This is a genomic window from Haloarcula nitratireducens (assembly GCF_019599505.1).
The window spans coordinates 52,697-72,802 of sequence record NZ_RKLT01000015.1; the positions used below are offsets into that span (position 1 = coordinate 52,697).

The window sequence follows — 20,106 nt, forward strand, 5'->3', positions numbered from 1 at the left end:
GAAGGGCGTGTTAGCCAGTATTTTGTTGAGTTCTTATTCCTGCGCCAGCGCCCATTATAGCGCGTAATAAAAATCTCTCACTCAGAATTACTTTCTTGGGTGAGACTGCATCTCGGTCCATCAGCATACGAGGGCGGAACGCTCCGCAAGTCCCGCGTCGTCACGGACCCGCGCGATACCCTCGCGGACGTGCTCGACCGGGAAGTCACCGGCTACGCGGTGTTCGAGTCACAGGAGACGCTTCTGTTGGACGCCGAGGGCCGGGGCGTCGTCACCTTCGAGGACGGCGTACCGGTGTTGGCCTACCACACCGGGACCGACCGCGGCGGGCCGCCGGCGCTGGCCGACCTCGCCGTCCCCGGCCCGTACCACGTCTCGGTCTTCGAACTCGCCGCCGCCGACCTCGCGGAGGCCCACGCGGCCGAGGAGTTGCGGGTGCCGCCGGGGATGCTTGCCGAGCGGTTGGCCGGCGACCCCGCGCTGGCCGACAGCACGCGGCGCGCGGCTCCGACCGAGCGGACGGCCAGCCGGAGTGACGCTCGCACGGACCAGAGCGCCGTGGAGGCGTTCCTCGAAGACGAAGAGAAAATTGCCGCTATCCGGGAACAGGCCCGCGAGGAAGCGCAGCAACGCGCGGCCGAATGGGGTTTCTAGCGCCTCTCGGACCGGATCTGTGGCTATCGGACGGCGGCGAGTTGGCAAACACAGGGCTGTTATAGCCTCGGCGAGTCAGATATCCTAATGACCTCCCGCAGCCCCCGCCCCGGGAGCGGGGTTACGCGCCGGGCGTTACTGGCAGGGCTGACCGCGGGAGCCGCGGGGACGAGCGGCTGTGTGACGCGTCTCCGGACGCTGGCTAATCGACAGCAGCCCGACCCCATCTCCCTCTCGGTGAAGTGCCTCCCGGTCGACGAGGACCCGTACTCGGTCGCCATCGCCCGCCAGGTCGCCCAGTGGTTCGAGACGGCGGGCATCGATACCACCGTCCAACCGATGACCGCCGAGGAACTGTACCGACAGACGCTCGTCAACCACGAGTTCGACGTGTTCGTCGGGCAGTACCCCTCACACACGATTCAACCAGATGCGCTGTACTCGCTGTTGCACTCGCGGTTCTCGGTCGAGGCGGGCTGGCAGAACCCCTTCGGGTACACGAATCTCACGGTCGACGACCTGCTGGCCGAACAGCGACGGACGTCGGGAAAGCGACGCGCCGAGGCCGTCGCGGAGATACAACGGCACCTCGTCAGGGAGTGCCCGTTCGTCGTCGTCGGCTTCCCGGACGTCATCAGGGCCGCCAGCAACGAGCGGTTCACCGGATGGCGCTCGATGGCTGGGCTCTCGCCGCTTCACCTGCTGTCGCTCGACCGCAGCGACCTCTCGGTGACGACGCTCCGGGCGACCACGCCGGACGTGCGGCCGACGACCAACCTCAATCCGCTGGTCGCTCCGTTCCGCCGCAGCGGCTCGATAACGGAACTGATCTACGACTCGCTGGCCCGCCGGTATCGCGGTGACCTCCACCCGTGGGCGGCCGCCGAGTTCGAGTGGACGGCGGAGAGCCCGCCGGTGGTGCGCGCGACGCTCCGGGAGGACCAGACCTGGCACGACGGCGAAGCCCTGACCGCGGACGACGTTGCCTTCACGTACGCGCTCCTCGCGGACACCTCGCTCGGCTCGTTCGACGAACCGGTTCCGCCGCTTCGCTTTCGCGGCCGGGCGTCGCTCGTCGAGGAGGCGACGGCGCTCGACGACCGCACCGTCGAGATCGAGTTCGGCGAGTGCACGCCCGAGGTCGCGACGCGGGCGCTCACCGTCCCGCTACTGGCCGAACACGTCTGGGAAGACCGGGCGGCCCGCGCGGACGTCAGCGGGCTCAACCTGGGATCGGCGACGACGGAGGCCCTCGTCGCGAGCGCGGTCCCGCCGGTCGGGAGCGGCCCGCTCGAATTCGAATCGGCGGCGGGCCGCCAGTCGCTGACGCTCTCCCGGTTCGAGGACCACTTCCTCGAACGGCCCGACCAGACGCGGCTGCCCGGTCCCATCGCCAGCGGCGTCCCGTTCGACGAGTTCGAGCTGCGGTTCGTCGGCTCGGACGCCTCGGCGGTCGATCTGGTCGCGAACGGGGATGCGGACTTCACGTCCGTCGGCGTGGGCCCCGACCTCGTCCGGACCATCGGGAAGCAACAGCACCTCACGCTGGCCGTCGACCAGACGGACTCGTTCTACTTCCTCGGGTTCAACGCGCGGCGGACGCCGCTTTCGAACCCGCGGTTCCGCCACCTCCTCTCCCGCCTGCTGGACCGCAAGACCGTCACGGAGTCGATTTTCGACGGCTACGTCACGCCCGCGGTGAGCCCGCTCGCCGGTACCGACTGGCTCCCGTCGGACCTCGCGTGGGACGAGGACCATCCGGTCACGTCCTTCCTGGGTAGCGGCGGCTCGGTCAACAAGCTACGCGTCCGCGAGGCCTTCCGGGACGCCGGCTACCGATACGACGAACAGGATCGACTCCTCCGGGTCTGAGATGAGTCTGCTAACCGTCCTCGCCGAGGTCGTCGTCGTCGTGGCCACCGCGCTCTCGGTGGCGTCGGTGGCCGTCGTCGGTCCCGAGAACATCAGAGCGGCGGCGGCGGACTTCCCGCAACGGCTCCGTGACGCCGCTCGACCGCTCGCCGTGCTGGTGGGGGTACTGGCGCTGAACAGCGTCGTCCGCGACGTGGGCGTCGAACTCTCCTGGCTCATCGGTCTCAACATCACCGACACCATCTACGCCATCGAGGGGTCGTTCGTCGCCGCTCTCCAGTCGCTCATGACGCCGTGGTCGACGCCGTACTTCGGCTACGTCTACATCTACGGCTACGTCTTCCTGCTGGTGTTTCCGATCCTCCTGGGTATCTTCGCCGACGACGACTCCGTCCTCCGGCGGACGGCGCTCGCCTACACCGTCAACTACGGCGGCGGTATCCTCTGTTACCTCCTGTTCGTGGCTTACGGGCCGCGCAACTACATGCCGGAACTCGTCGAGCCGCTGCTGTTCGATACGCTCCCCCGGTTCCAGTTGCTCACGAGCCGGGTCAACGCCAACACGAACGTCTTCCCGTCGCTGCACACCTCGCTGTCGGTGACCGTCGCGCTGCTCTCGGTCCACACCCGCGAGCGCTTCCCGCGCTGGACGCCGGTCGCGGTGTTTCTCGCGACGAGCGTCGTCCTCTCGACGATGATCCTCGGCATCCACTGGGGGACCGACGTCGTCGCCGGCGTCTTGCTCGGCGCGTTCGCCGTCTGGGTCGCGACGCGGTCGCGGTTCCGGTAGCCGGAGGCGCTTGCGATTACGACCGAGACTCGGCTGCGGCTACTCGGCGGTGCCCGTATCGAGGCCGTGGCAGGCTTCCAGACGTTCGCTCAAGCGCTGGACGAACCGGGCGGCCGCCCCTCCGTCGACGACGTCGTGGTCGACGGTGACGGTCAGGCTCAGGAACTCCCGGGAACGGAGTTCCCCGTCGATCAGGCGGGGCTTGGTGCCGATGCCGCCGACGGTTAGTTGAAGCGTGTAGTTCGTGGGGCTGACGGCCCAGCCGTTTCCGGTGCCGAACATGCCGACGGAGGTGACTGCGACGGTGCCGGCGAGGGCCTTCCACCGTCCCGGAAACCACCTGGGGAGCCGCCAGATCTGGCGACGGAGGACGCCCGGGAGGCGGCGTGCGAGTCGTTCCAGTCCGGGCTCTGCGTGGGCCGTCGCGTCCGCCTCGACGCGGCGAATCTCGTCGTGAATCGACCGGACCGACCGTCGGTTCGCCTGCCGGATGACGTGCGGGACACCGATCCGCTCGCCGTCGGTCTCCCGTTCGACGAGGACGTTCACGTCGACGTCCTCGAACTCGCGGACTCGTCCCCGCCAGTCGCGATACCGCTGGACGTGGGGCTGTTCCCGCACGGTGGCGGCCAGACAGGCGACGACGAACGCGGTGAACGAGAGCTTCGTCCCGGTCGCCGATTCGATCGTCCGGATGCGCCGTCTGGCGTCGGTGACGTCGACCTCGACGAGTCCGTGAACGTTGCTCCTGCGGCCCGCCATCCGCATGTAATCCGCTGTCAACTGCTGTTGTGGGGAGACACGCTCGCCGTCGGTGCCGCTACCGCTCATACCGTCTCTTCGAGCGTGAGGACTAAAGCCGTGACCCGACCGTTCAGTTCGACGCCGTCCGACGGAAGACGACGACGCCCTCGTTCTCGAAGACGGGCTCGTAGCGGCCGCTGAGCGCGAGCGAGCGGTCCAGCGTCCCGAGGTTGCGCTCGTGGTGACCTCGAACCGTGTAGGACCCTTTGGGCACGTAGAGGTAGTCCGGGCTGGCGTCGACGGCCGAGAGCGAGCGCTCGACGCAACTGGCCGACTGGCACTGCGAGGCGTTCTTGAACGCGCCTAACTGGGGGCCGTAGGTGTCCGGGCCCCGCCACTCCGCACCCCACGGCGAGACGAGGATGGTCCGCTCGGCGACGGCCGGGAACCACTCGGCGGCGTCCCCGAGGACGACGAACGTCGCGTCGGGCCGCGTCTCCTCGGCGGCCCACTCCATCGCCGCCACGTCGTGATCGTCCACGAACTCCGGGGTCGTCTCGTCCGGGCCGGCGAACTCGTAGCCGACGCCGGCCACGCCCACCGCAGAGACGACGAGGAGCGCGGCGACGGCGATTCGGCCGGCCGTCCCGACGTTCGCGTTCACGGTCGCGCCCACGTCGTCGCCGTAGCGCTCCGTGACGACGACCACCGACGCGACCACCGCCACGGCCCCGACGGCGTAGGTGAACCGGGACTGGGCGAACGCCAACCAGACGGCCACCGTCCAGACGCCGACGACGCGGTGGCGCGTCAGGAGGAGGGCGACGGCGGCCGCGACGGGAATCAGCGCGAACGACGGGCCGTACTGGATGAGGTGCGTCAGGCCGCCCCCGACGCCGCCGTGGGTACCCGCCGCGCCGGTGAACACGCCCGGCCCGTGCGTGCTCGCGACGGTCAGGAGCCACGGCGAGACGAGCAACACGCCGCCGAGGCCGACGACCGCGCCCCGCGCGAGTCCGAGGAGCGACCGGTCGTAGCCGGCCCAGAACAGGAGGTACGTCAGGACGACGAACAGCGTGTACGTCGGGTGCGTGAGTGCGACCAGCACGAACCCGAGGAGGCCGACGGGGACCCACGCGGTCTCGCCGTCGCGGAAGATGCGGAGCGCGGCGTAGGCCCCACAGAGCGCGAGGAGGAACGCGGGCGCGCGGACGAGACCACCGGCCGAGATGTGCCACTGGAGGACCTGCGGGTTCAGTCCAACCAAGAGGGCGACGGCCGTCCCGGCGCGGCGGTCACCGAGGAGGTCGCGGCCCAGCAGATACGCCGGGACGAGCGCCGCGACGGTGACGAGCGGCGGGAGGTACAGCGCCGTGGCGAACGTCGGCGCACCGAGGTCCCGAAGCACCGCGAGCGCGTAGAACACCAGCGGCGGATAGGCGAACGGGACCCCGCGCGGCCCGTAGTGGGGCACCGTCGCCGGCAGGGCGTAGCCGTTCGCTCGGATCGCGTCGGCGGTGAGCGTGTACAGCCCCGCACCGAAGGCCGGGTAGGCGTTCGTCGCGGCGTACAGCGCCGTCACGACGAGACCGACCAACAGCGGCCACGCGAGCCACGGCCAGTCCCTCTCAGAGACGGGCGAGGGCGGGAGCGCTCGCCGCAGTCGCCCGGGAGCGCTCTCAGTCGTCGCTCCATCGGTCGCCCTCGCGTCTGTGGTCGTCGTGTCCGCCGTCGCCGAATCGGCGCTCACCGCGTCCGTGGTGGTCGTGTCGTCGGTCATCGTCTTCGGAACTGGAGCGGCGAGCGGACGCTCACCGCGAGGTCGCGTCGTCGCCACTCGACGATTAGCAACAGCGGTACAGTGACGAGCAGTCCCAGCACCGCGAGGGCGTCGAGGGTGCCCATCCAGCCGGGCATGAGGTAGGCCACGCCGTTGACGACCTTCTGGGGCGCGGCGGCCTTCACCCGGCCGACCGATCCGCGGTCGCTGGCGTTCGGCGTCCGGTCGGGGAGTCCGAGCGCGGCGGCGCTCTGCCCGCCCGCGCTCTCGTCGCCGGTCCCGAAGCGCTCCGCCTCGTAGGGGAAGCCGATGTCCGCGCTCCAGACGACCTCGCCGGACTCGTCGACTTCGAGGACGCGGTCGCCGTTAGAGTCGGCCATGAGCGTGTGGCCGTTCGGGAGGCGGTCGGCGTCCCGGACCCACGTCAGCCGCGAGTCCTTCCACTTCCACGACTGGACCCACTCGCCGTCCTCGCGTTGATATTCGACGACGCGGCCGTTCTCGGAGTCGGCGACGAGGACGGCGGGACCGCCGCGCTCGGCCGGGATGAAGTCGGGGTTGTGCTGTTCGTACAGCGTGTCGTGGTCGCCGTCTTCCCCGAGCGTCCAGTCCTCGCGCAGGCCCCGTTCCATGTCGATGAAGACGACCTGGTCCTGATTGCGGAGGCTCGCCATCACGGTCGGTCGACCGTCTATCTCGACGTACTCGACGTCGTTGAGGTGCGTCCAGTCCGAGGGGTAGGGGCCGCCGCTGGAGGTGTTGTAGTCCGCCTGTGCGTCCCACGACCACTCGACCAGTTCCGTCGTCGTGTTGACGACGTACGCCCGGTCGCGGTCGATGTCGGCGACCAGCAGGCGGTCTTCGCTGATGCGGTCGACGTCGTGCCAGCGCGTCGAGTGCTTTCCGGGCGTGATGCGGCTGTAGACGCTGGTCACTTCGCCGGTCGTCATGTTCACCCGCTCGACGCCGTTGCGAGTACAGACCGTCTCGGCGTCGCACTGCTCGGGCGTGAGGTGTTGCGCGTAGACGTACTCGACGGTGGCGTTGGTCCCCGGCACGGGGTCGACGTCCCAGTAGCGAGTGTGGCTGTCGTTCGCGTAGTAGATGCTGCCGTCGGGGGCGAACGCGACGAGTTCCGCGCGCTTGCGGGCGCTGTCGCCCTGGTCGCTCGTGAAGGCCGTCGAGTCCGTGGCGACGACCGTGAGGTTGTCGCGCGGGCCCACGACCGGGTCGCGCTCGCCGGTCTGGAGGGCGCGCTCGACCGCGGGATCGCCCCGGATCTCGTCGTTGCTCAACTGCGCGCTGGCGTAACTGGTAGCCAAGAGAAGCGCAAATAACAGCGTCAGGACAGCAAGTCCAGCGCTGAGACGCCTGCTATCGGTCATTGTCGGCCGATGGACCCGAGGAGTGATATGCCCGTTGGCCGAATCCGCCGTGCGAGGTGTGTGAGCGGCTACCGTACGAGCGTGTCAGTCAGTTCGCACGGGGATCCACCACACGCGCGAGCGGCCGCCGACTTTCTTGCTCGTGATGTCGGTCTCGTCTTCGAGGCTGTGGAGTTTGTTCAGGGCGGTACGGCGCGAACAGCCGAGTCGGTCGGCGACCTCCGAGGCGGTCAGCGGCTCGGCGTAGTCGTCCCGGTCTTTGAACACCTCGATGACGTCCGATTCGGTGTACTGGACTTCACGTCCGGGTGGTGACATGCGTCCGAAAACGGCGGCTGGGTACTTAACTGTCGCCCGACTCCCGCCGGTGACGGCCACCGCGTCTCACTCGGGGTCCGGGACGTACTCGGAGCCGACGCGCAGGTCCAGCGTGCGCTCGCCCACCGAGATGTCGAGCGCCTCGTGTTCGGCGAGCTCGCCGTCGCGGCTGAACGACACCGCCGCCTCGCGGCTCTCGATGGAGATGTCGCGGGCGCGGACGTGCGTGACGCCCTCGGTCTCGGTGGCCAGCAGTCGGTGGCCGATGGCCTCGGCGACGAGGTTGCCGGTCGGCATCTGCTCGACGATCGCGACGTCCAGCAGACCGTCCTCCATGTTGGCCTGCCCGCCGCGTTCGACGAACTTCCGGGCGTTGCCGACCAGCAGACAGACGACTTCGCCGGACCACCGGACCGGGCCGTCCTCGCCGATGGCCTCCAGCGAGATGTCCAGCCCGTCGAACTCGATGGCCTCCTGCGCGCCCGAGAGCAGGAAGGCGAGCGTCCCGAAGCGCTCCTTGAGTTCGCCGGAGGCCGAGACGCTGGCGTCGGCCGTCAGGCCCGCGATACAGGAGACGAGGAACGGCTCGTCGTCGGCGAATCCCACGTCGACGCTGCGGACCGTCCCGGTGTCGGCCACCTCGACGCCGTGTTCGTCGTCCGTCACGCCGATGGTCCCCGCGAGCAGGTTCGCCGTTCCGGCGGGGACCACGCTCAGTGTCACTTCGTCCAGATGGTCGGCCCGATGGAGGCCGCGCAGCACCTCGTTGATGGTGCCGTCGCCGCCACAGACCGCCACTTCGCTGGCCTCGACCTCGCCGGCTTCGCGTCCCATCTCGATGGCGTCGCCCGCGCCCTCGGTCCGCTCGACGGCGAACCCGCGCGCCTCCATCAGTCGCTCGACGTAGTCGGCGTGCTCGCCGTCGCCGCTGACGGGGTTGAGGATACACCGACGCGAACCGACTTGCATACGGAACGCGAGGTCCGTCCGACACTTAGGTATCTCGTTGTCCTCGGGAGCCGCCGCCGGAGCCATCACCTACAATCCGCTCCGGCCCGTCTCGACGCCCGAGATGGACGCGGTCCGCTTTCGGCGGTACGACCCGCGCGACGCCGACGCGGTGTGGACGCTCCACGAGTGGGCGATGCGCGAAACGGGTACCGACCCGGCCGAGATTCCCGGCACCGAGGACCTGCGGGACGTGGAGGGGCGCTATCTCGACGTCGGCGGCGAGTTCCTCGTCGGCGTCGCGGGCGGCGACGCGACCAGCCGCTCGACCGGCCGCGAACCCCCGGCTACCCACGACGGGAGGGTCGTCGCTATCGGCGGCCTGCTCCCCAGCGAGGCCGGTCACGACGACGAGCGGACGGTGGCGGGCGCGGCCGAACTCCACCGGATGCGCGTCGCGCCGACGCACCAGCGGCGCGGCTACGGTCGGGCGCTGCTGGCGCGACTGGAAGCGCGCGCGGCCGAACTCGGCTACGACCGGCTGCTGGCGACGACGGCGCGCAGTCAACCGGCGGCCGTCGCGTTCTACCGCGACGCCGGCTACGACGAGGTGGGCCGCTCGAAGGAAGCGGGCTACGAACTCGTCCACTTCGAGCGGGACCCGCGTGCCGAGACGTCGTCCGAGCGGCGGTGAGAGAGCACGGTTTATCACCCCGGGCGTTTCACGGTAGCGTATGACAGCAGGCGACTTCGACGGCTACGGCGGCCGCCACGTCCCCGAACCGCTGAAAGAGCCGCTCGAACAGTTGGCGAACGCCTACGACGACGTCAAAGACACCGACGAGTTCCGGACCGAACTCGACGAGCTGCGCCGGGACTTCGCCGGCCGGCCGACGCCGCTCTATCACGCCGAGAACCTGAGCGAGCGGTACGGCGCGGAGATCTATCTCAAGCGCGAAGACCTGCTCCACGGCGGCGCGCACAAGATCAACAACACGCTCGGACAGGCGCTGCTGGCGAAGCAAGCGGGTAGGGAGCGCCTCATCGCCGAGACCGGCGCGGGCCAGCACGGCACCGCGACGGCGATGGCCGGGGCGCTGCTGGACCTCGAGACGGAGATCTACATGGGGAAGAAAGACGTCGAGCGCCAGCAGATGAACGTCTTCCGGATGCGCCTGATGGGCGCGGAGGTCAACGAGGTGACCCGCGGCGACGAGGGCCTCGCGGACGCCGTCGACGCCGCCCTCGAAGACTTCGCGGAGAACGTCGACGACACGCACTACCTCGTCGGGAGCGTCGTCGGGCCGGACCCGTTCCCGCGGATGGTGCGGGACTTCCAGAGCGTCATCGGCGAGGAGGCCCGCGAGCAGTTCCGCGAGCGCACCGGCGGCCTCCCCGACGCGGCGGTGGCCTGCGTCGGCGGCGGGTCGAACGCGATGGGGCTGTTCCACGCCTTCCGCGACGACGACGTGGCCTTCTACGGGGCCGAGGGCGGCGGCGAGGGGGCCGACTCGACGCGCCACGCCGCGCCGCTGGCGAAGGGACAGGAGGGGGTCATCCACGGGATGAAGACCCGCGTCATCGACGAGGACGTGGAGGTCCACTCCGTCTCAGCCGGACTCGACTACCCCGGCGTCGGCCCGGAACACGCGATGTTCCGCGAGGTCGGCCGCGCCGAGTACCGCGGCATCGAGGACGACGACGCCCTCGACGCCTTCCGCGAACTCAGCGAGGCGGAGGGCATCATCCCGGCCCTGGAGACGAGCCACGCCATCGCGCTGGCGAAGGAACTCGCCGCCGAGGGCGACCACGACACCATCCTCGTCAACCTCTCCGGTCGGGGCGATAAGGACATGGAACAGGCCGCGGAGCTGTTCGACCTCGCCTGAGTCCGAGGCACTTCTTCACTCGCCGCTTCACCGCTCGGCTCGCGCCGAGCAGCGGTGGTCACCACGAACGTACCACTCATTTTCATATTAATCGTGATGTTTTATCACCGCGCTGTCCTTTGGGTGCGGTGCATGTCAGACTCTGGCAAGGGTTTCGACAGGCGTAGCGTTCTCAAGGGCGTCGGCGCGCTGCTGGGCGGCGCGGCTGCGAGTCCGCGGCTGGTCGCCGCGGAACCGACGGGGCAGTACGTCGTGTCGGCTCGCGGGAAGGGCGCGGGGCGACGGCTCGAGAAAGCGGGGTTCACCGTCACACGCGAACTCGCTGGCGGGCGCGTCCTCCTCGTGGCGGGTGGCGATGACCCGGCGAGCGTCAACGGGATCAAAAACGCCACGCGGGACGTTCGACTCCGACTCGAGCGGCCGAGCCGGTCCGCGCCGCTACCGAAGGGAACGGCCGAGACCAGAGCGGAGTCGCTGTATCCGAGGCAGTGGGACAAACAGACGACTCACGCCGCCGCGGCCCACGACGTGACGACCGGCGAGGGCGCGACCGTCGCGGTCATCGACACCGGGTCGGACCTCGACCACCCCGACCTCGCGCCGAACCTCGTCCCCGGTGCGCTGTTCCGCCGGGTCGCCGGGACGGGCCCCGACGACGGCGTCTTCACGGACTCGGGCGTCGACGTGCGCCTCCCCGAAGACCCGTTGACGGCCGCCGACGAGGTGACGGACGGCGGGGGCGCGGTGGTCGGCTACGACCCCGACGCCTTCGAGGTGACCGACGACCGCCACCCCTCCGACGACGTGGACGGCCACGGCTCGCACGTCGCCGGCATCGCCGCCGCCTCGGTCGGCGAGGAGGTCGACGACGGCTTCACCGGCGTCGCCGGGACCGCACCCGATGCGACGGTCGTCCCTCACCGCGTGTTCTACTGGGAGCGACAGGAGGTCACCTTCGAGGGCGACGGCGGCGAACGAACTGAGGAACTGGTTGTCACCTCGACGACGACGGCCGACGTCCTCGCGGCCATCGACTTCGCCGCGAACGAGGTGGGTGTCGACGCGATGAACCTCTCCATCGGGACGCCGCCGCTCCCCCCGCAACTCAACAGCGAGGGGTTTAGAGGGGCCTACCGGCAGGTGATTCAGGACGCCGTCTCCTCGGATAGCGTCGTCGTCGTCAGCGCCGGCAACAGCGGTACGGAACTCAACCAGGGCGGCGCGTTCACGACGCCCAACAGCGTGCCCGGCGCGACCAGCGTCTCCGCGACCGGGCCCGACGACGAGCGCGCGTTCTACTCGAACTACGGGGCCAACGAGATCACGCTCGGCGCGCCCGGCGGCGGCTACGAGACGCTGGAGAAGACCCTCTCACGGGACACCGAGTGGCCCTACCCGACGAACCTCGTCCTCTCGACGACGCCGCCGGACGTCTACGGCGCGGCCCACTCGTACTTCGCGGGCACCTCGATGGCCGCGCCGCAGGTGACCGGCGCGGCCGCGCTGGTGGCGACGGCCAATCCGGACCTCAGCGCCACCCAGGTCGAGTCCGTCCTCGAGAACAGCGCGAGCGACGTGAGCGGGCAGCGGCGCGACGACGTCGGCGCGGGCGTGCTGGACGTGGCGGCGGCGGTGCGGGCCGCTACCGACCGGCGGTAGGGGAGATCCCGAGACGCTACCGCGTTTCTCCGTGTCCCGCCCGCGCCAGTTCGTGCGCACGCTCGTTCTCTCCGCGGCCGACGGCCCGATAGGTGACGACCGGAATGTCCGCGACCCACTCGCGGATGGACTCCACCCGCCGCTGGGCCACTCGGTCCTCGGGCATCGCGTGGTGCTGTGGGTCAACGGCGCGAAGGACCGCATCGGCGTCGCCGTGGACGTGCAGCGACGCCACGGTGGTCGGGTACGCCTCGACGGCCCGCACTGCTTCCAGCAACGCTCGATACTCCAGATGGGCGCTGGAGACGAAGGCGTCGATACGCATCGACCGCTCGATGACCGCCGCGGACCCGTCCTCGACGAGAAACCCGACCGCCGCCGAGGTCGGCGTCGCGTTGTCGTCGGCGTACAGCACGCTCGCGTCGAAGTATAGTAACAGCGAGGGCGGCGTCGGTTCCTCGTCGGTCGGTGACATTCGTCGTTCGCCTCTCGGATCGGTCGGGGCAAAGTCCCGTCGGTCGGCCCGGGCTCACTCGCCCGGCGTCTCGGCGGTGGGCGTAAGCGAGCGGTGGTCGAGGTAGATACTGGTCACGAGGAACGCCGCGGCGAGCAGCGGAATCACGGCGCAGGCGGCGTACACCGCGGTGAAACCCACCGACTCGACGAGCGGGAGCGACACCATCGGTCCGAGCGCACCGCCGAAGTCGCCCAAGACGTTGTTCGTCGCGGTGGCCCGGCCCATCCGCTCGTTGGGCGTGAGGTCCGCGAGTAAGGCCACGAGGGGGCCGCTGGAGCCGCCCTGACCGGCCCCGATGAGGACGCAGGCCGCGACGAACGCCGGGAGCGTGCCGGCGACGGTCAACAGGAGGAAGCCGCCGAAGGAGACCACGAGAAAGCCGAGCAACACCGGCACGCGGCGGCCCTCCCCGTCGCTCAGCTTCCCGCCGCCGAGCATCAGCCCCGAGGCGGCGAGGACGGTCACGGCCATCAGGCCGCCGGACATCCCCTGCGCGCCGTAGCCCAGCGTGGCGAGGTCCCGCGCCTCGATGACGAGGACGAGCGTCGAGAACAGCGCGCCGAGGTACGCGAAGTACAGCCCGAAGTTGACGAGGCCGACGGTCAGCGCGGGCTTGCTCGTGTCTATCTCCAGGGGCGAGACGCCGCGGTCTGTGCCGTCGACGTGCGTCTCGGGCACCAGTCGGTAGGCGATGACGCTCGCCACCAGCGCGAACGCCGCCGCGACGGCGAAGGCGGCGGTGACGCTGTAGGCCTCGCTGACGACGCCGCCGAGCACCAGGCCGACCGGGAAGCCGAGCGTGATGCCGCCGCGGACGACGCCCATGTTCTGCCCGCGCGAGTCGGCGTCGCTCACGTCGGCGGCGATGGTGTAGGCCGTCGCGAAGACCAGCGCGCTCCCGATGCCCCACAGCACGCGCGCGAGGAGGAACCACGCCTCCGGCAGCGGCGCGTTGATGGCGACGACGTAGCCCATCGTCGCCACCCCCTCGATGAACAGCCCGACGACGAACGGCGTTCGGGTGCCCGCGCGGTCGATGAGCGACCCCGCCGGCGCGTTGGCGACGATGCGCGTGATGCGGTTCGCGCTCAGGATGAGGCCGACGAGGAACGGCGAGATGCCGAGCACCGCCCCGAGGTTCGGCAGGACGGGGAAGACGACCCCGCCGCCGAACCCGACGAAGAACGTGCTCAGGATGACCGCGACGATGACCGTCCGCGAACGGGTCATCGCGCGGTCCCACCGACGAGGGCGACGTGGAGGGGTGTCGCTCGCATACACTAACTGGGCCGCTGGGTCAGAAATGGGTATCGACCGCGGGTCGGCTGACCGGGGAGTTCCGCCGTCGATCCCGCGAAACCAACACTACTTCGAAGGAAGCCTCACAACGGGGAGACGATGACTGCGCCCTCCCCCGCGATCTCAGTCAGCGACCTCTCGAAATCGTACGGTTCGACCACCGCGGTCGACGGCGTCGACCTCGCCGTCGACCGCGGCGTCGTCTACGGCTTCCTCGGCCCGAACGGGGCCGGGAAGACGACGACCATGCGGATGCTGACCGGGCTGGTCGAGCCCTCGTCCGGCGAGGCCCGCGTCGCCGGCGTGGACTGCCGCGACCGCGCCGAACTGGTCTCGCACATCGGCCTCCTGCCCGAGGAACCGCCGCTGTACGACGAGCTGAGCGGCCGCGAGCAACTGGCCTTCGCCGCCGACGTCCGCTCGCTGTCGTGGGAGAGCGTCGCCGAGCGCGCCCTCCCGCTGGTCGACCGACTCGGACTCGCCTCGGACCTCGACAAGCGCGTCGACGGCTACTCGAAGGGGATGCGCCAGAAGCTGGCGTTCGTCCAGGCGGTCCAGCACGACCCCGACGTGGCCTTCTTAGACGAGCCGACGAGCGGGCTGGACCCGCGGGCGGCGAAGACGCTCCGGGAACTCATCACGGAACTGCGCGCCGAGGGGACGACCGTCTTCCTCTCGACGCACATCCTCCCGGTCGTCGAGGAGATCGCCGACGTGGTCGGCGTCCTCCACGACGGGCGACTCGTCGCCGAGGGGTCGCCCTCTGATCTCGTCGCCCAGCGCGATGACGAGGCCGGCGACGGCGACCTCGAAGACGCGTTCCTCGAACTGACGAGCGAGCACCCGGAGCCGGGGCGATGAGTTCCCGGGAACGCCGCGCCACCCGCGCCATCGCCCGGACGGAACTGCGGACGCGCCTCCGCGCTATCAGAGCCGACACCCGACAACTGCTCGCCACGCTCGTCGGCGTCGCCGCGCTCTGTTTCGCCGCCGCGACGGTGGGCTTCGACGCGGTCACGTCCTTCGGTCGGGCGCTCGCCGGCGGGAGTCCGCCGGTCGGACAGGTGGGGATCGCCGTGCTGGGCGTCCTCGCCGGCGGCGTCTACCTCGGCGGCGCGAGCGCCATGAACCAGGGGAGCGTCGGTCGCGTCGGGCCGCTGGTCCGCACCTCGACGACGCCGCGGACCGTCGTCGCCGGCCGCGTCGGCGGCGCGTTCCTGGTCGGCAGTCTGGTCGTCGTCGTCCCGCTGCTCGTGGTGCTCGTCGAGTTGTTCGTCGGTGCCGGCGGGGTCCTCGCGCCGACCCTCTTCCTCGTCGGCCTGCTCCCGGTGGCGCTCGCCGGTGCGATCACCGGTCGCGCGATCGGGTCCGGCGGGAAACTCGTCGGCCGCCGGCTCGGAATCGGCGGCTGGGCGAAGGCCATCCTCGGACTCCTCGTCGTCGCGTTGCTCTTCCTCGGGACGCAACTGGCGACCCGGTCGCTGATCGAGAACCCCGAGGCGGCGATGCCCCAGACGGCGCTCCTGCCCGGCGCGCCGGCACAGGCCTACGGTGGCCTCGTCCTCGCGCCCGTCGGCGGCGCGGTGACGGCGACGGGCCTGCTCGCCTTCGCGGCGGTCGCCGCCACGGGGCTCGTCGCGGCGGTCGTCACCGTCCGAACCGAACAGCGGCTGCTCGTCACCGACGACGGAGCGCGGGGCGCGACCGTGAGTTCCGACGCGACGGTGCCGACGCCGTTCGACCGCGCGCCCTCGACGCGGCTGGCGTGGCGCTACCTGCTGCGCGCCCGCCGGAACCCGTCGACGATGGGCCACCTCTTTCCCCTGCTGTTCGGTGGGATGAGCATGCTCGCCAGCGTCTTCGCCAGCCCGGACGCGGCGATGCTCGTCGGTCCCGGCGCGCTGGAGGTCCTGGGCGTCCTGTTGGCCGGCGCGACGTACGGGCTGAACCCGCTGGGCGACGAGCGCGACCAGCTGCCGCTCTTGCTGACGAGCGCTCGCTCGACGGCGATTCCGCTCCGCGGCCGCGCCGTCGCCGGCGCGGCCATCGGTCTCGCCTTCGTCGCTCTCGGTTTCGCCTTCGACGCGTACCTGAACGGCGTCGTCGGGTCGCTCGCGCGGGCCGCACTGAGCGTGTTCCTCGTCGTCGCCGCCGCGGGGACGGCGCTCGGTTTCGGAGCGGCGCTCCCGGCGTTCGAGCGCCGCGAGTACATGAACGTCGAGCGCGCTCACCCCTCTCTCATCGTCCTCTTCGGCTACCTCTTCGGCGGAGCGGTGATGGCCGCCGGCGGGCTCGTCCTCGCCTCCATCGCGGTCGTCGACGGCATCGGCATCCTGACCGGCGGTCTGGGGGCCGTCTACCTCCTAGTCGTCGCCGGGTTCGCCGTCGGCGGGTACGTCTACGCCGTCCGCCGCTTCGACGGCTTCGAGATGGACGACGTGTAGGGCCGATCCGCCCTCTCGGCTCCCGTCCCACGTACTGACTCCCACCGCGGGCCTCTCGTGTGGCTCCCTCCCGGTCGTCGACCTGAACTTTCCGACCGTCGCGGCGTCGGCTTCGAGAGCAGGTCAGCCGCCGACTCGCCGACGAAGAAGCGGGCTGAGCGAAAGTGCGATATCTGCGATCGGCAAATAGGCAGAACAGTGTCGAGACCGAATCGTTCCCCTCCAGAAATCATATTCGATATTTCAGAGAGTAGTTTTTAGACGGCGCGGTGACGACCTGTCTCCGATGGGAACGGCACGGCCGGCGTGGCTCCACTTCGAGACGTCGCCGTTCAGCGAGCGCTCTTTCTCCTGGGTCTGGTGGCTCGCCGCGGCGACCTACGGCGTCGGCGACGTCGTGACCACCATCGCGATAATCTACTTCGTTCCCCACCTGACCGAAGCGAACCCGGTCGTCAGAGCCGCGATCACCGCGTTCGGCGGCGGGGGGTTCCTCGCCCTGAAACTGCTGGTCCTCTATGCCGGCATCGGAATCAGCCTCTGGGCCGGCAAAGCCGAGGACGACCCGCTGTCGTTCTACGGTCCACCCGCGCTCCTGACGGTCGTCGGGCTCTGGGTGACGGCACACAACCTCGCGCTCCTCCTCTGACCCGCTGCGAGCCGCTCTCACTGCGTCTGTGGTAGATGATTTTCGTATGCAAGCAGCACACGCATACCACAGAGGCAGCTACGGCTAGTCGCGATGTCAACGACTCAAATCGACGACGACGACGTCGGGAAGGATGTCGTCGCCACGGACGGCGACGACGTCGGCATCGTCAGCGGCTACAGATACGGAACGGCGTACGTAGAGCCCGACCCCGGGATAACGACGAAACTGAAGACGTCCCTCGGTTGGGACGACGTCGACGAAGAGGAAGGCTATCCGCTGCAGGAAGAGGCAGTCGAGGAAGTCACCGACGACGAGATTCGACTGCGCTCTGACCTGTAACCCGCTGTGCAACCGTCCGCCGCCTCGTGGAGGAGGGCGGCCCGCCGGCTGTCGATGGGAGCCGACACCGGCGGGCCCGTTTTCGCTGCGTACTAATCGCGATACGTCGCTCGACGATACCGAGCGCGATCGTCACCGAGACGTAGCCCCGTCCGAGCGTCGGATGTGTTGTCGGTGCACGTGACACACCGAAATCTGACCCGGAATTAACGACTCGTCCCGCTGAGTAATTGGGGTATTTTAATCCGCCCGCACGCGTACTACTCGGCCTATGTGGGGCAACGAACGGGCTCGTCCGGCGCTACTTCTGGTCGCCCTCATCCTGGCGGTGACGCTGTTCGCGCCGTTCTCGCCGCTCGTAGAGCGGAGCCCGGACGAACGGAAGACGGTCAAAGACGTCCGCTTCGTCCAGCCCGCCGACGACGGCGTGCGACTGTGGCCCTACACGAGTCGCGGTCGGTCCTTCGAGCAGGCGACGCTCCCTATCAACGCCGTCGTCATGACCGACGCGACGACGACCTATCAGCTGCTTTCGACGACGCCGGGCGGCGGCCAGCGGCTCTACTGGAACACGACCGAGAAGACCTGGCAGCCGAGCCGAACCGCGCAGGCCAACGTGACGATAAACGAGACCGGCGTCTACTGGGCCGAATCCACCGGCTCCGAGCGGTACACGTTCACGATGTCGAACCGATCGAGCCAGTGGCACGACGCGACCTACCAGCTCCACCACGGGACGTACTTCGGGTCGCGCCACCACCTCCGCCTCTACGCCGGCGGGTCGAGAGACCGACCCTGGACGGCCATCCAGGCCCACCACGAACACTGGGACTGGTTCCGCCTCCGTCACGACGTCAACAGCCTCTCGAAGTCCCAGCACTACCTCGAACGCGACTTCCGCGGCATCGGTCTCGTCACCGAGCTGAGCCGCGAGCGGTGGGCGAACGGCGGCGCGATCGACGCCGACGGCTGGGTCACCGTCATCGAACTCGAAGACCGCGTCACCAGGGGACCGCAGTACGACGCCGACCGCTCCCGAAAGCCATCGGCAGACTCACAGACTCAGCCCGAGCGAGCGGACTCACAGACCCGACCCGAGCACACCGATACAGCACCGCGAGTGGCGGCGTACGGTATCGCGCTCTCGCTCGTCGGGCTGTCGTTCGCCGGGTACGTCGAGTCCGTCGTCGAGGAGAGCCGCGAGTACGCCGAGGAGAGCCGCGAGTACGTCAGACGGCTCCGCGAGAGCCCGCTGTCACTGAACCACGTCGCGCTGTTCGCCTCGACGGCGCTCATCCCGCTGATCGTCCGCGTCGGCGGGATCGCCGCCGAACAGGCGTTCCCGTTCACGTCGCCGAAAGTCGTCGGCGCGCCGTTCTACGCGCTCCTCGCCGTCGGCCTGCCCGTCGTCGCGGTCCTGTTCGGCCGTCACCTCACCGCGACCGACGGGTTCACCGTCGCTATCCTCGGGTTCGGGACCGGCATCATGCTCGATTACTCGTACCTCGGACTGACCGTCATCCCCTACGGCGCGCTCGTCCAGCGTGCCGTCCTCCTCTTGGGGCTCGGCCTGCTCGCCGCCGGCGGCACCCGCTGGGCGACGGAACCGATTCCGCGCCACCGCTATCACACCGCCGGGCTCGCGATCTGGACCTGGGCGCTCGTCTGGCCGCTGCTCGGGTGAGGGGCTGCGGAAGTAGCTGAATTATCTGTGCAACGTCGACTGGATTTGGTCGGACTCGACGCCGACGGCGAGAGTCATACGGTGGTCGAAGTAAATCGAGTCAACAACGACGTTCGACGGGCGGTTCCTGACGGCTACGAGCAGATCGCTGCCTGCGAGCCGGTTGATGCACTGTGAGTCGTAATATTCCATACGGAGGCTCACGCGATTCTCGTCGCTCTGAGTGACCCATTGGAGGGCGGACCAGACGGTAGAAGATTGTCTCAGGGAGAGTTCCTTCGCCATCGACGAGCCAGAATTTACCGAGATTACGACGGTCTCACAGTTGCTCGATGAAATCGAGTGGGACGGTGTGGAAGTACCGGAAAAGGGGTATTAAAACCCGAGCATCCCCGAGCGGGGCGTTCGTGGCCTGTCCGTACACGCAAGGTTGGAGAAATCCACCGCAAGAGTGGGATTGCGAGGCTGCTAGGGCTGCCTAGGCGCGGGGGAAAGTGAGTGTCAACAAGAACAGGGTGACCGTCGCCGGGCGGAGAATCGTGGGACAGCGAGCGTCTCGTCGGCAAGGAACGAAACGAGGGGAGTGCAGTAACGTGGCTGTCTGTGGATAGATGAAGCAAGATCGAATTCCAACCTTAGTTGCTGTCTTGCGGTTTAATCTAACCTTGGAATCAGTCTATATTGTGATATATGGGTCGTCGACAATGGACCGGAGATGGTGAGACTCTCGTGTATTGGCGGCTCAACCGACGACCAACGGAGTCGCCGAACGACCTCGGATTTGGTGGAACTCTAGGGGCGATTCAGCAGCTACAACAGACTTCTTGCGGGACGTCTCGGTAAGGTTGGACGCTTTCTACGGCCATTGCAGCATAGGAGAATTCGGCTGAAGCAGTGAGACGCACGAAAAGTAGGTGAGAAGTATTCGCTCAAGGGAGATTCATCAAGGATATTCAATTACGATTCTAGAGCAGATTGAGGGCAGTCGTCAAGTGGGTGCCAGTCTTTGACATCCTCCCCGCGCTGAAGCGCGAGGATTCCAACGCGGGACAGCGGGCCGGTCCCACGTCCCCGCTGGCAACTTCTCGCCTTCCGAACGAGGTCCGGCGAGGCGATACCGGGTTCGTGCGCG

19 protein-coding genes are annotated in these 20,106 nt (G+C 68.9%); 12 read left to right on the top strand and 7 right to left on the bottom strand.

Annotation, left to right across the window (positions count from 1 at the left end):
* Positions 1-99: 99 nt before the first annotated feature.
* The 3 genes from EGH23_RS20105 to EGH23_RS20115 all read left to right on the top strand — a co-directional run bounded on the left by EGH23_RS20105 (position 100) and on the right by EGH23_RS20115 (position 3,316).
* A complete protein-coding gene (locus EGH23_RS20105) occupies positions 100-654 on the top strand; it encodes a DUF8054 family protein (RefSeq protein ID WP_328766607.1) in 555 nt (184 codons plus the stop codon).
* A gap of 87 nt (positions 655-741) precedes the next feature.
* Complete coding sequence (locus EGH23_RS20110; RefSeq protein ID WP_236044970.1) at positions 742-2,526, top strand: ABC transporter substrate-binding protein; 1,785 nt, start codon at positions 742-744, stop codon at positions 2,524-2,526.
* 1 nt (position 2,527) lies between these two features.
* A complete protein-coding gene (locus tag EGH23_RS20115) occupies positions 2,528-3,316 on the top strand; it encodes a phosphatase PAP2 family protein (RefSeq protein ID WP_220581769.1) in 789 nt (262 codons plus the stop codon).
* A 39-nt stretch (positions 3,317-3,355) separates the two neighbouring features.
* Here EGH23_RS20115 and EGH23_RS20120 read toward each other — a convergent pair whose 3' ends face one another.
* The 5 genes from EGH23_RS20120 to EGH23_RS20140 all read right to left on the bottom strand — a co-directional run bounded on the left by EGH23_RS20120 (position 3,356) and on the right by EGH23_RS20140 (position 8,512).
* Positions 3,356-4,147, bottom strand: coding sequence for a 2-oxo acid dehydrogenase subunit E2 (locus EGH23_RS20120; protein WP_220581770.1), 792 nt, complete (start codon positions 4,145-4,147; stop codon positions 3,356-3,358).
* 43 nt (positions 4,148-4,190) lie between these two features.
* Positions 4,191-5,840: a glycosyltransferase family 39 protein gene (locus tag EGH23_RS20125; protein WP_220581771.1), complete on the bottom strand. Its 1,650-nt coding sequence runs from the start codon at positions 5,838-5,840 to the stop codon at positions 4,191-4,193.
* Positions 5,837-7,225 carry an aryl-sulfate sulfotransferase gene (locus EGH23_RS20130; RefSeq protein WP_220581772.1) on the bottom strand — a complete coding sequence of 463 codons (1,389 nt, stop codon included), beginning with the start codon at positions 7,223-7,225 and terminating at the stop codon, positions 5,837-5,839. Before EGH23_RS20130 ends, EGH23_RS20125 begins: the two co-directional genes overlap by 4 nt.
* A gap of 84 nt (positions 7,226-7,309) precedes the next feature.
* Entirely contained in the window at positions 7,310-7,543 is a 234-nt protein-coding gene (locus EGH23_RS20135) for an HTH domain-containing protein (protein WP_135301941.1), read from the bottom strand.
* A 66-nt stretch (positions 7,544-7,609) separates the two neighbouring features.
* The gene (locus EGH23_RS20140; RefSeq protein ID WP_220581773.1) at positions 7,610-8,512 is read right to left on the bottom strand and encodes a diacylglycerol/lipid kinase family protein; all 903 of its coding nucleotides are present in this window, start codon (positions 8,510-8,512) and stop codon (positions 7,610-7,612) included.
* A 103-nt stretch (positions 8,513-8,615) separates the two neighbouring features.
* On the opposite strand from EGH23_RS20140, the gene EGH23_RS20145 reads away from it, so the two are divergent.
* The 3 genes from EGH23_RS20145 to EGH23_RS20155 all read left to right on the top strand — a co-directional run bounded on the left by EGH23_RS20145 (position 8,616) and on the right by EGH23_RS20155 (position 12,039).
* The gene (locus EGH23_RS20145; RefSeq protein ID WP_220581792.1) at positions 8,616-9,185 is read left to right on the top strand and encodes a GNAT family N-acetyltransferase; all 570 of its coding nucleotides are present in this window, start codon (positions 8,616-8,618) and stop codon (positions 9,183-9,185) included.
* Between the two features lie 40 nt (positions 9,186-9,225).
* Complete coding sequence (gene trpB, locus EGH23_RS20150) at positions 9,226-10,380, top strand: tryptophan synthase subunit beta (protein ID WP_220581774.1); 1,155 nt, start codon at positions 9,226-9,228, stop codon at positions 10,378-10,380.
* A gap of 132 nt (positions 10,381-10,512) precedes the next feature.
* Complete coding sequence (locus tag EGH23_RS20155; protein WP_220581775.1) at positions 10,513-12,039, top strand: S8 family serine peptidase; 1,527 nt, start codon at positions 10,513-10,515, stop codon at positions 12,037-12,039.
* A 16-nt stretch (positions 12,040-12,055) separates the two neighbouring features.
* Here the strand turns inward: EGH23_RS20155 and EGH23_RS20160 are convergent, their stop codons facing one another.
* Together EGH23_RS20160 and EGH23_RS20165 are read right to left on the bottom strand one after the other, a co-directional pair.
* Positions 12,056-12,514: a reverse transcriptase-like protein gene (locus EGH23_RS20160; protein WP_220581776.1), complete on the bottom strand. Its 459-nt coding sequence runs from the start codon at positions 12,512-12,514 to the stop codon at positions 12,056-12,058.
* A gap of 54 nt (positions 12,515-12,568) precedes the next feature.
* A complete protein-coding gene (locus EGH23_RS20165) occupies positions 12,569-13,786 on the bottom strand; it encodes an MFS transporter (RefSeq protein WP_220581777.1) in 1,218 nt (405 codons plus the stop codon).
* 168 nt (positions 13,787-13,954) lie between these two features.
* Between EGH23_RS20165 and EGH23_RS20170 the strand changes: the two genes are divergently transcribed.
* From EGH23_RS20170 to EGH23_RS20195, 6 genes are all read left to right on the top strand, one after another.
* Positions 13,955-14,716: an ABC transporter ATP-binding protein gene (locus tag EGH23_RS20170; RefSeq protein ID WP_220581778.1), complete on the top strand. Its 762-nt coding sequence runs from the start codon at positions 13,955-13,957 to the stop codon at positions 14,714-14,716.
* Positions 14,713-16,299, top strand: a complete 1,587-nt coding sequence (locus EGH23_RS20175) for a hypothetical protein (protein WP_220581779.1) — start codon at positions 14,713-14,715, stop codon at positions 16,297-16,299. The genes EGH23_RS20170 and EGH23_RS20175 overlap by 4 nt, the downstream gene beginning before the upstream one ends.
* Before the next feature lie 286 nt (positions 16,300-16,585).
* Complete coding sequence (locus EGH23_RS20180) at positions 16,586-16,948, top strand: DUF5658 family protein (protein WP_220581780.1); 363 nt, start codon at positions 16,586-16,588, stop codon at positions 16,946-16,948.
* A gap of 93 nt (positions 16,949-17,041) precedes the next feature.
* Positions 17,042-17,290, top strand: a complete 249-nt coding sequence (locus tag EGH23_RS20185; protein WP_220581781.1) for a PRC-barrel domain containing protein — start codon at positions 17,042-17,044, stop codon at positions 17,288-17,290.
* Between the two features lie 271 nt (positions 17,291-17,561).
* Positions 17,562-18,974 carry a hypothetical protein gene (locus tag EGH23_RS20190; RefSeq protein ID WP_220581782.1) on the top strand — a complete coding sequence of 471 codons (1,413 nt, stop codon included), beginning with the start codon at positions 17,562-17,564 and terminating at the stop codon, positions 18,972-18,974.
* A 27-nt stretch (positions 18,975-19,001) separates the two neighbouring features.
* Entirely contained in the window at positions 19,002-19,151 is a 150-nt protein-coding gene (locus EGH23_RS20195; RefSeq protein ID WP_220581783.1) for a hypothetical protein, read from the top strand.
* Positions 19,152-20,106: the final 955 nt, after the last annotated feature.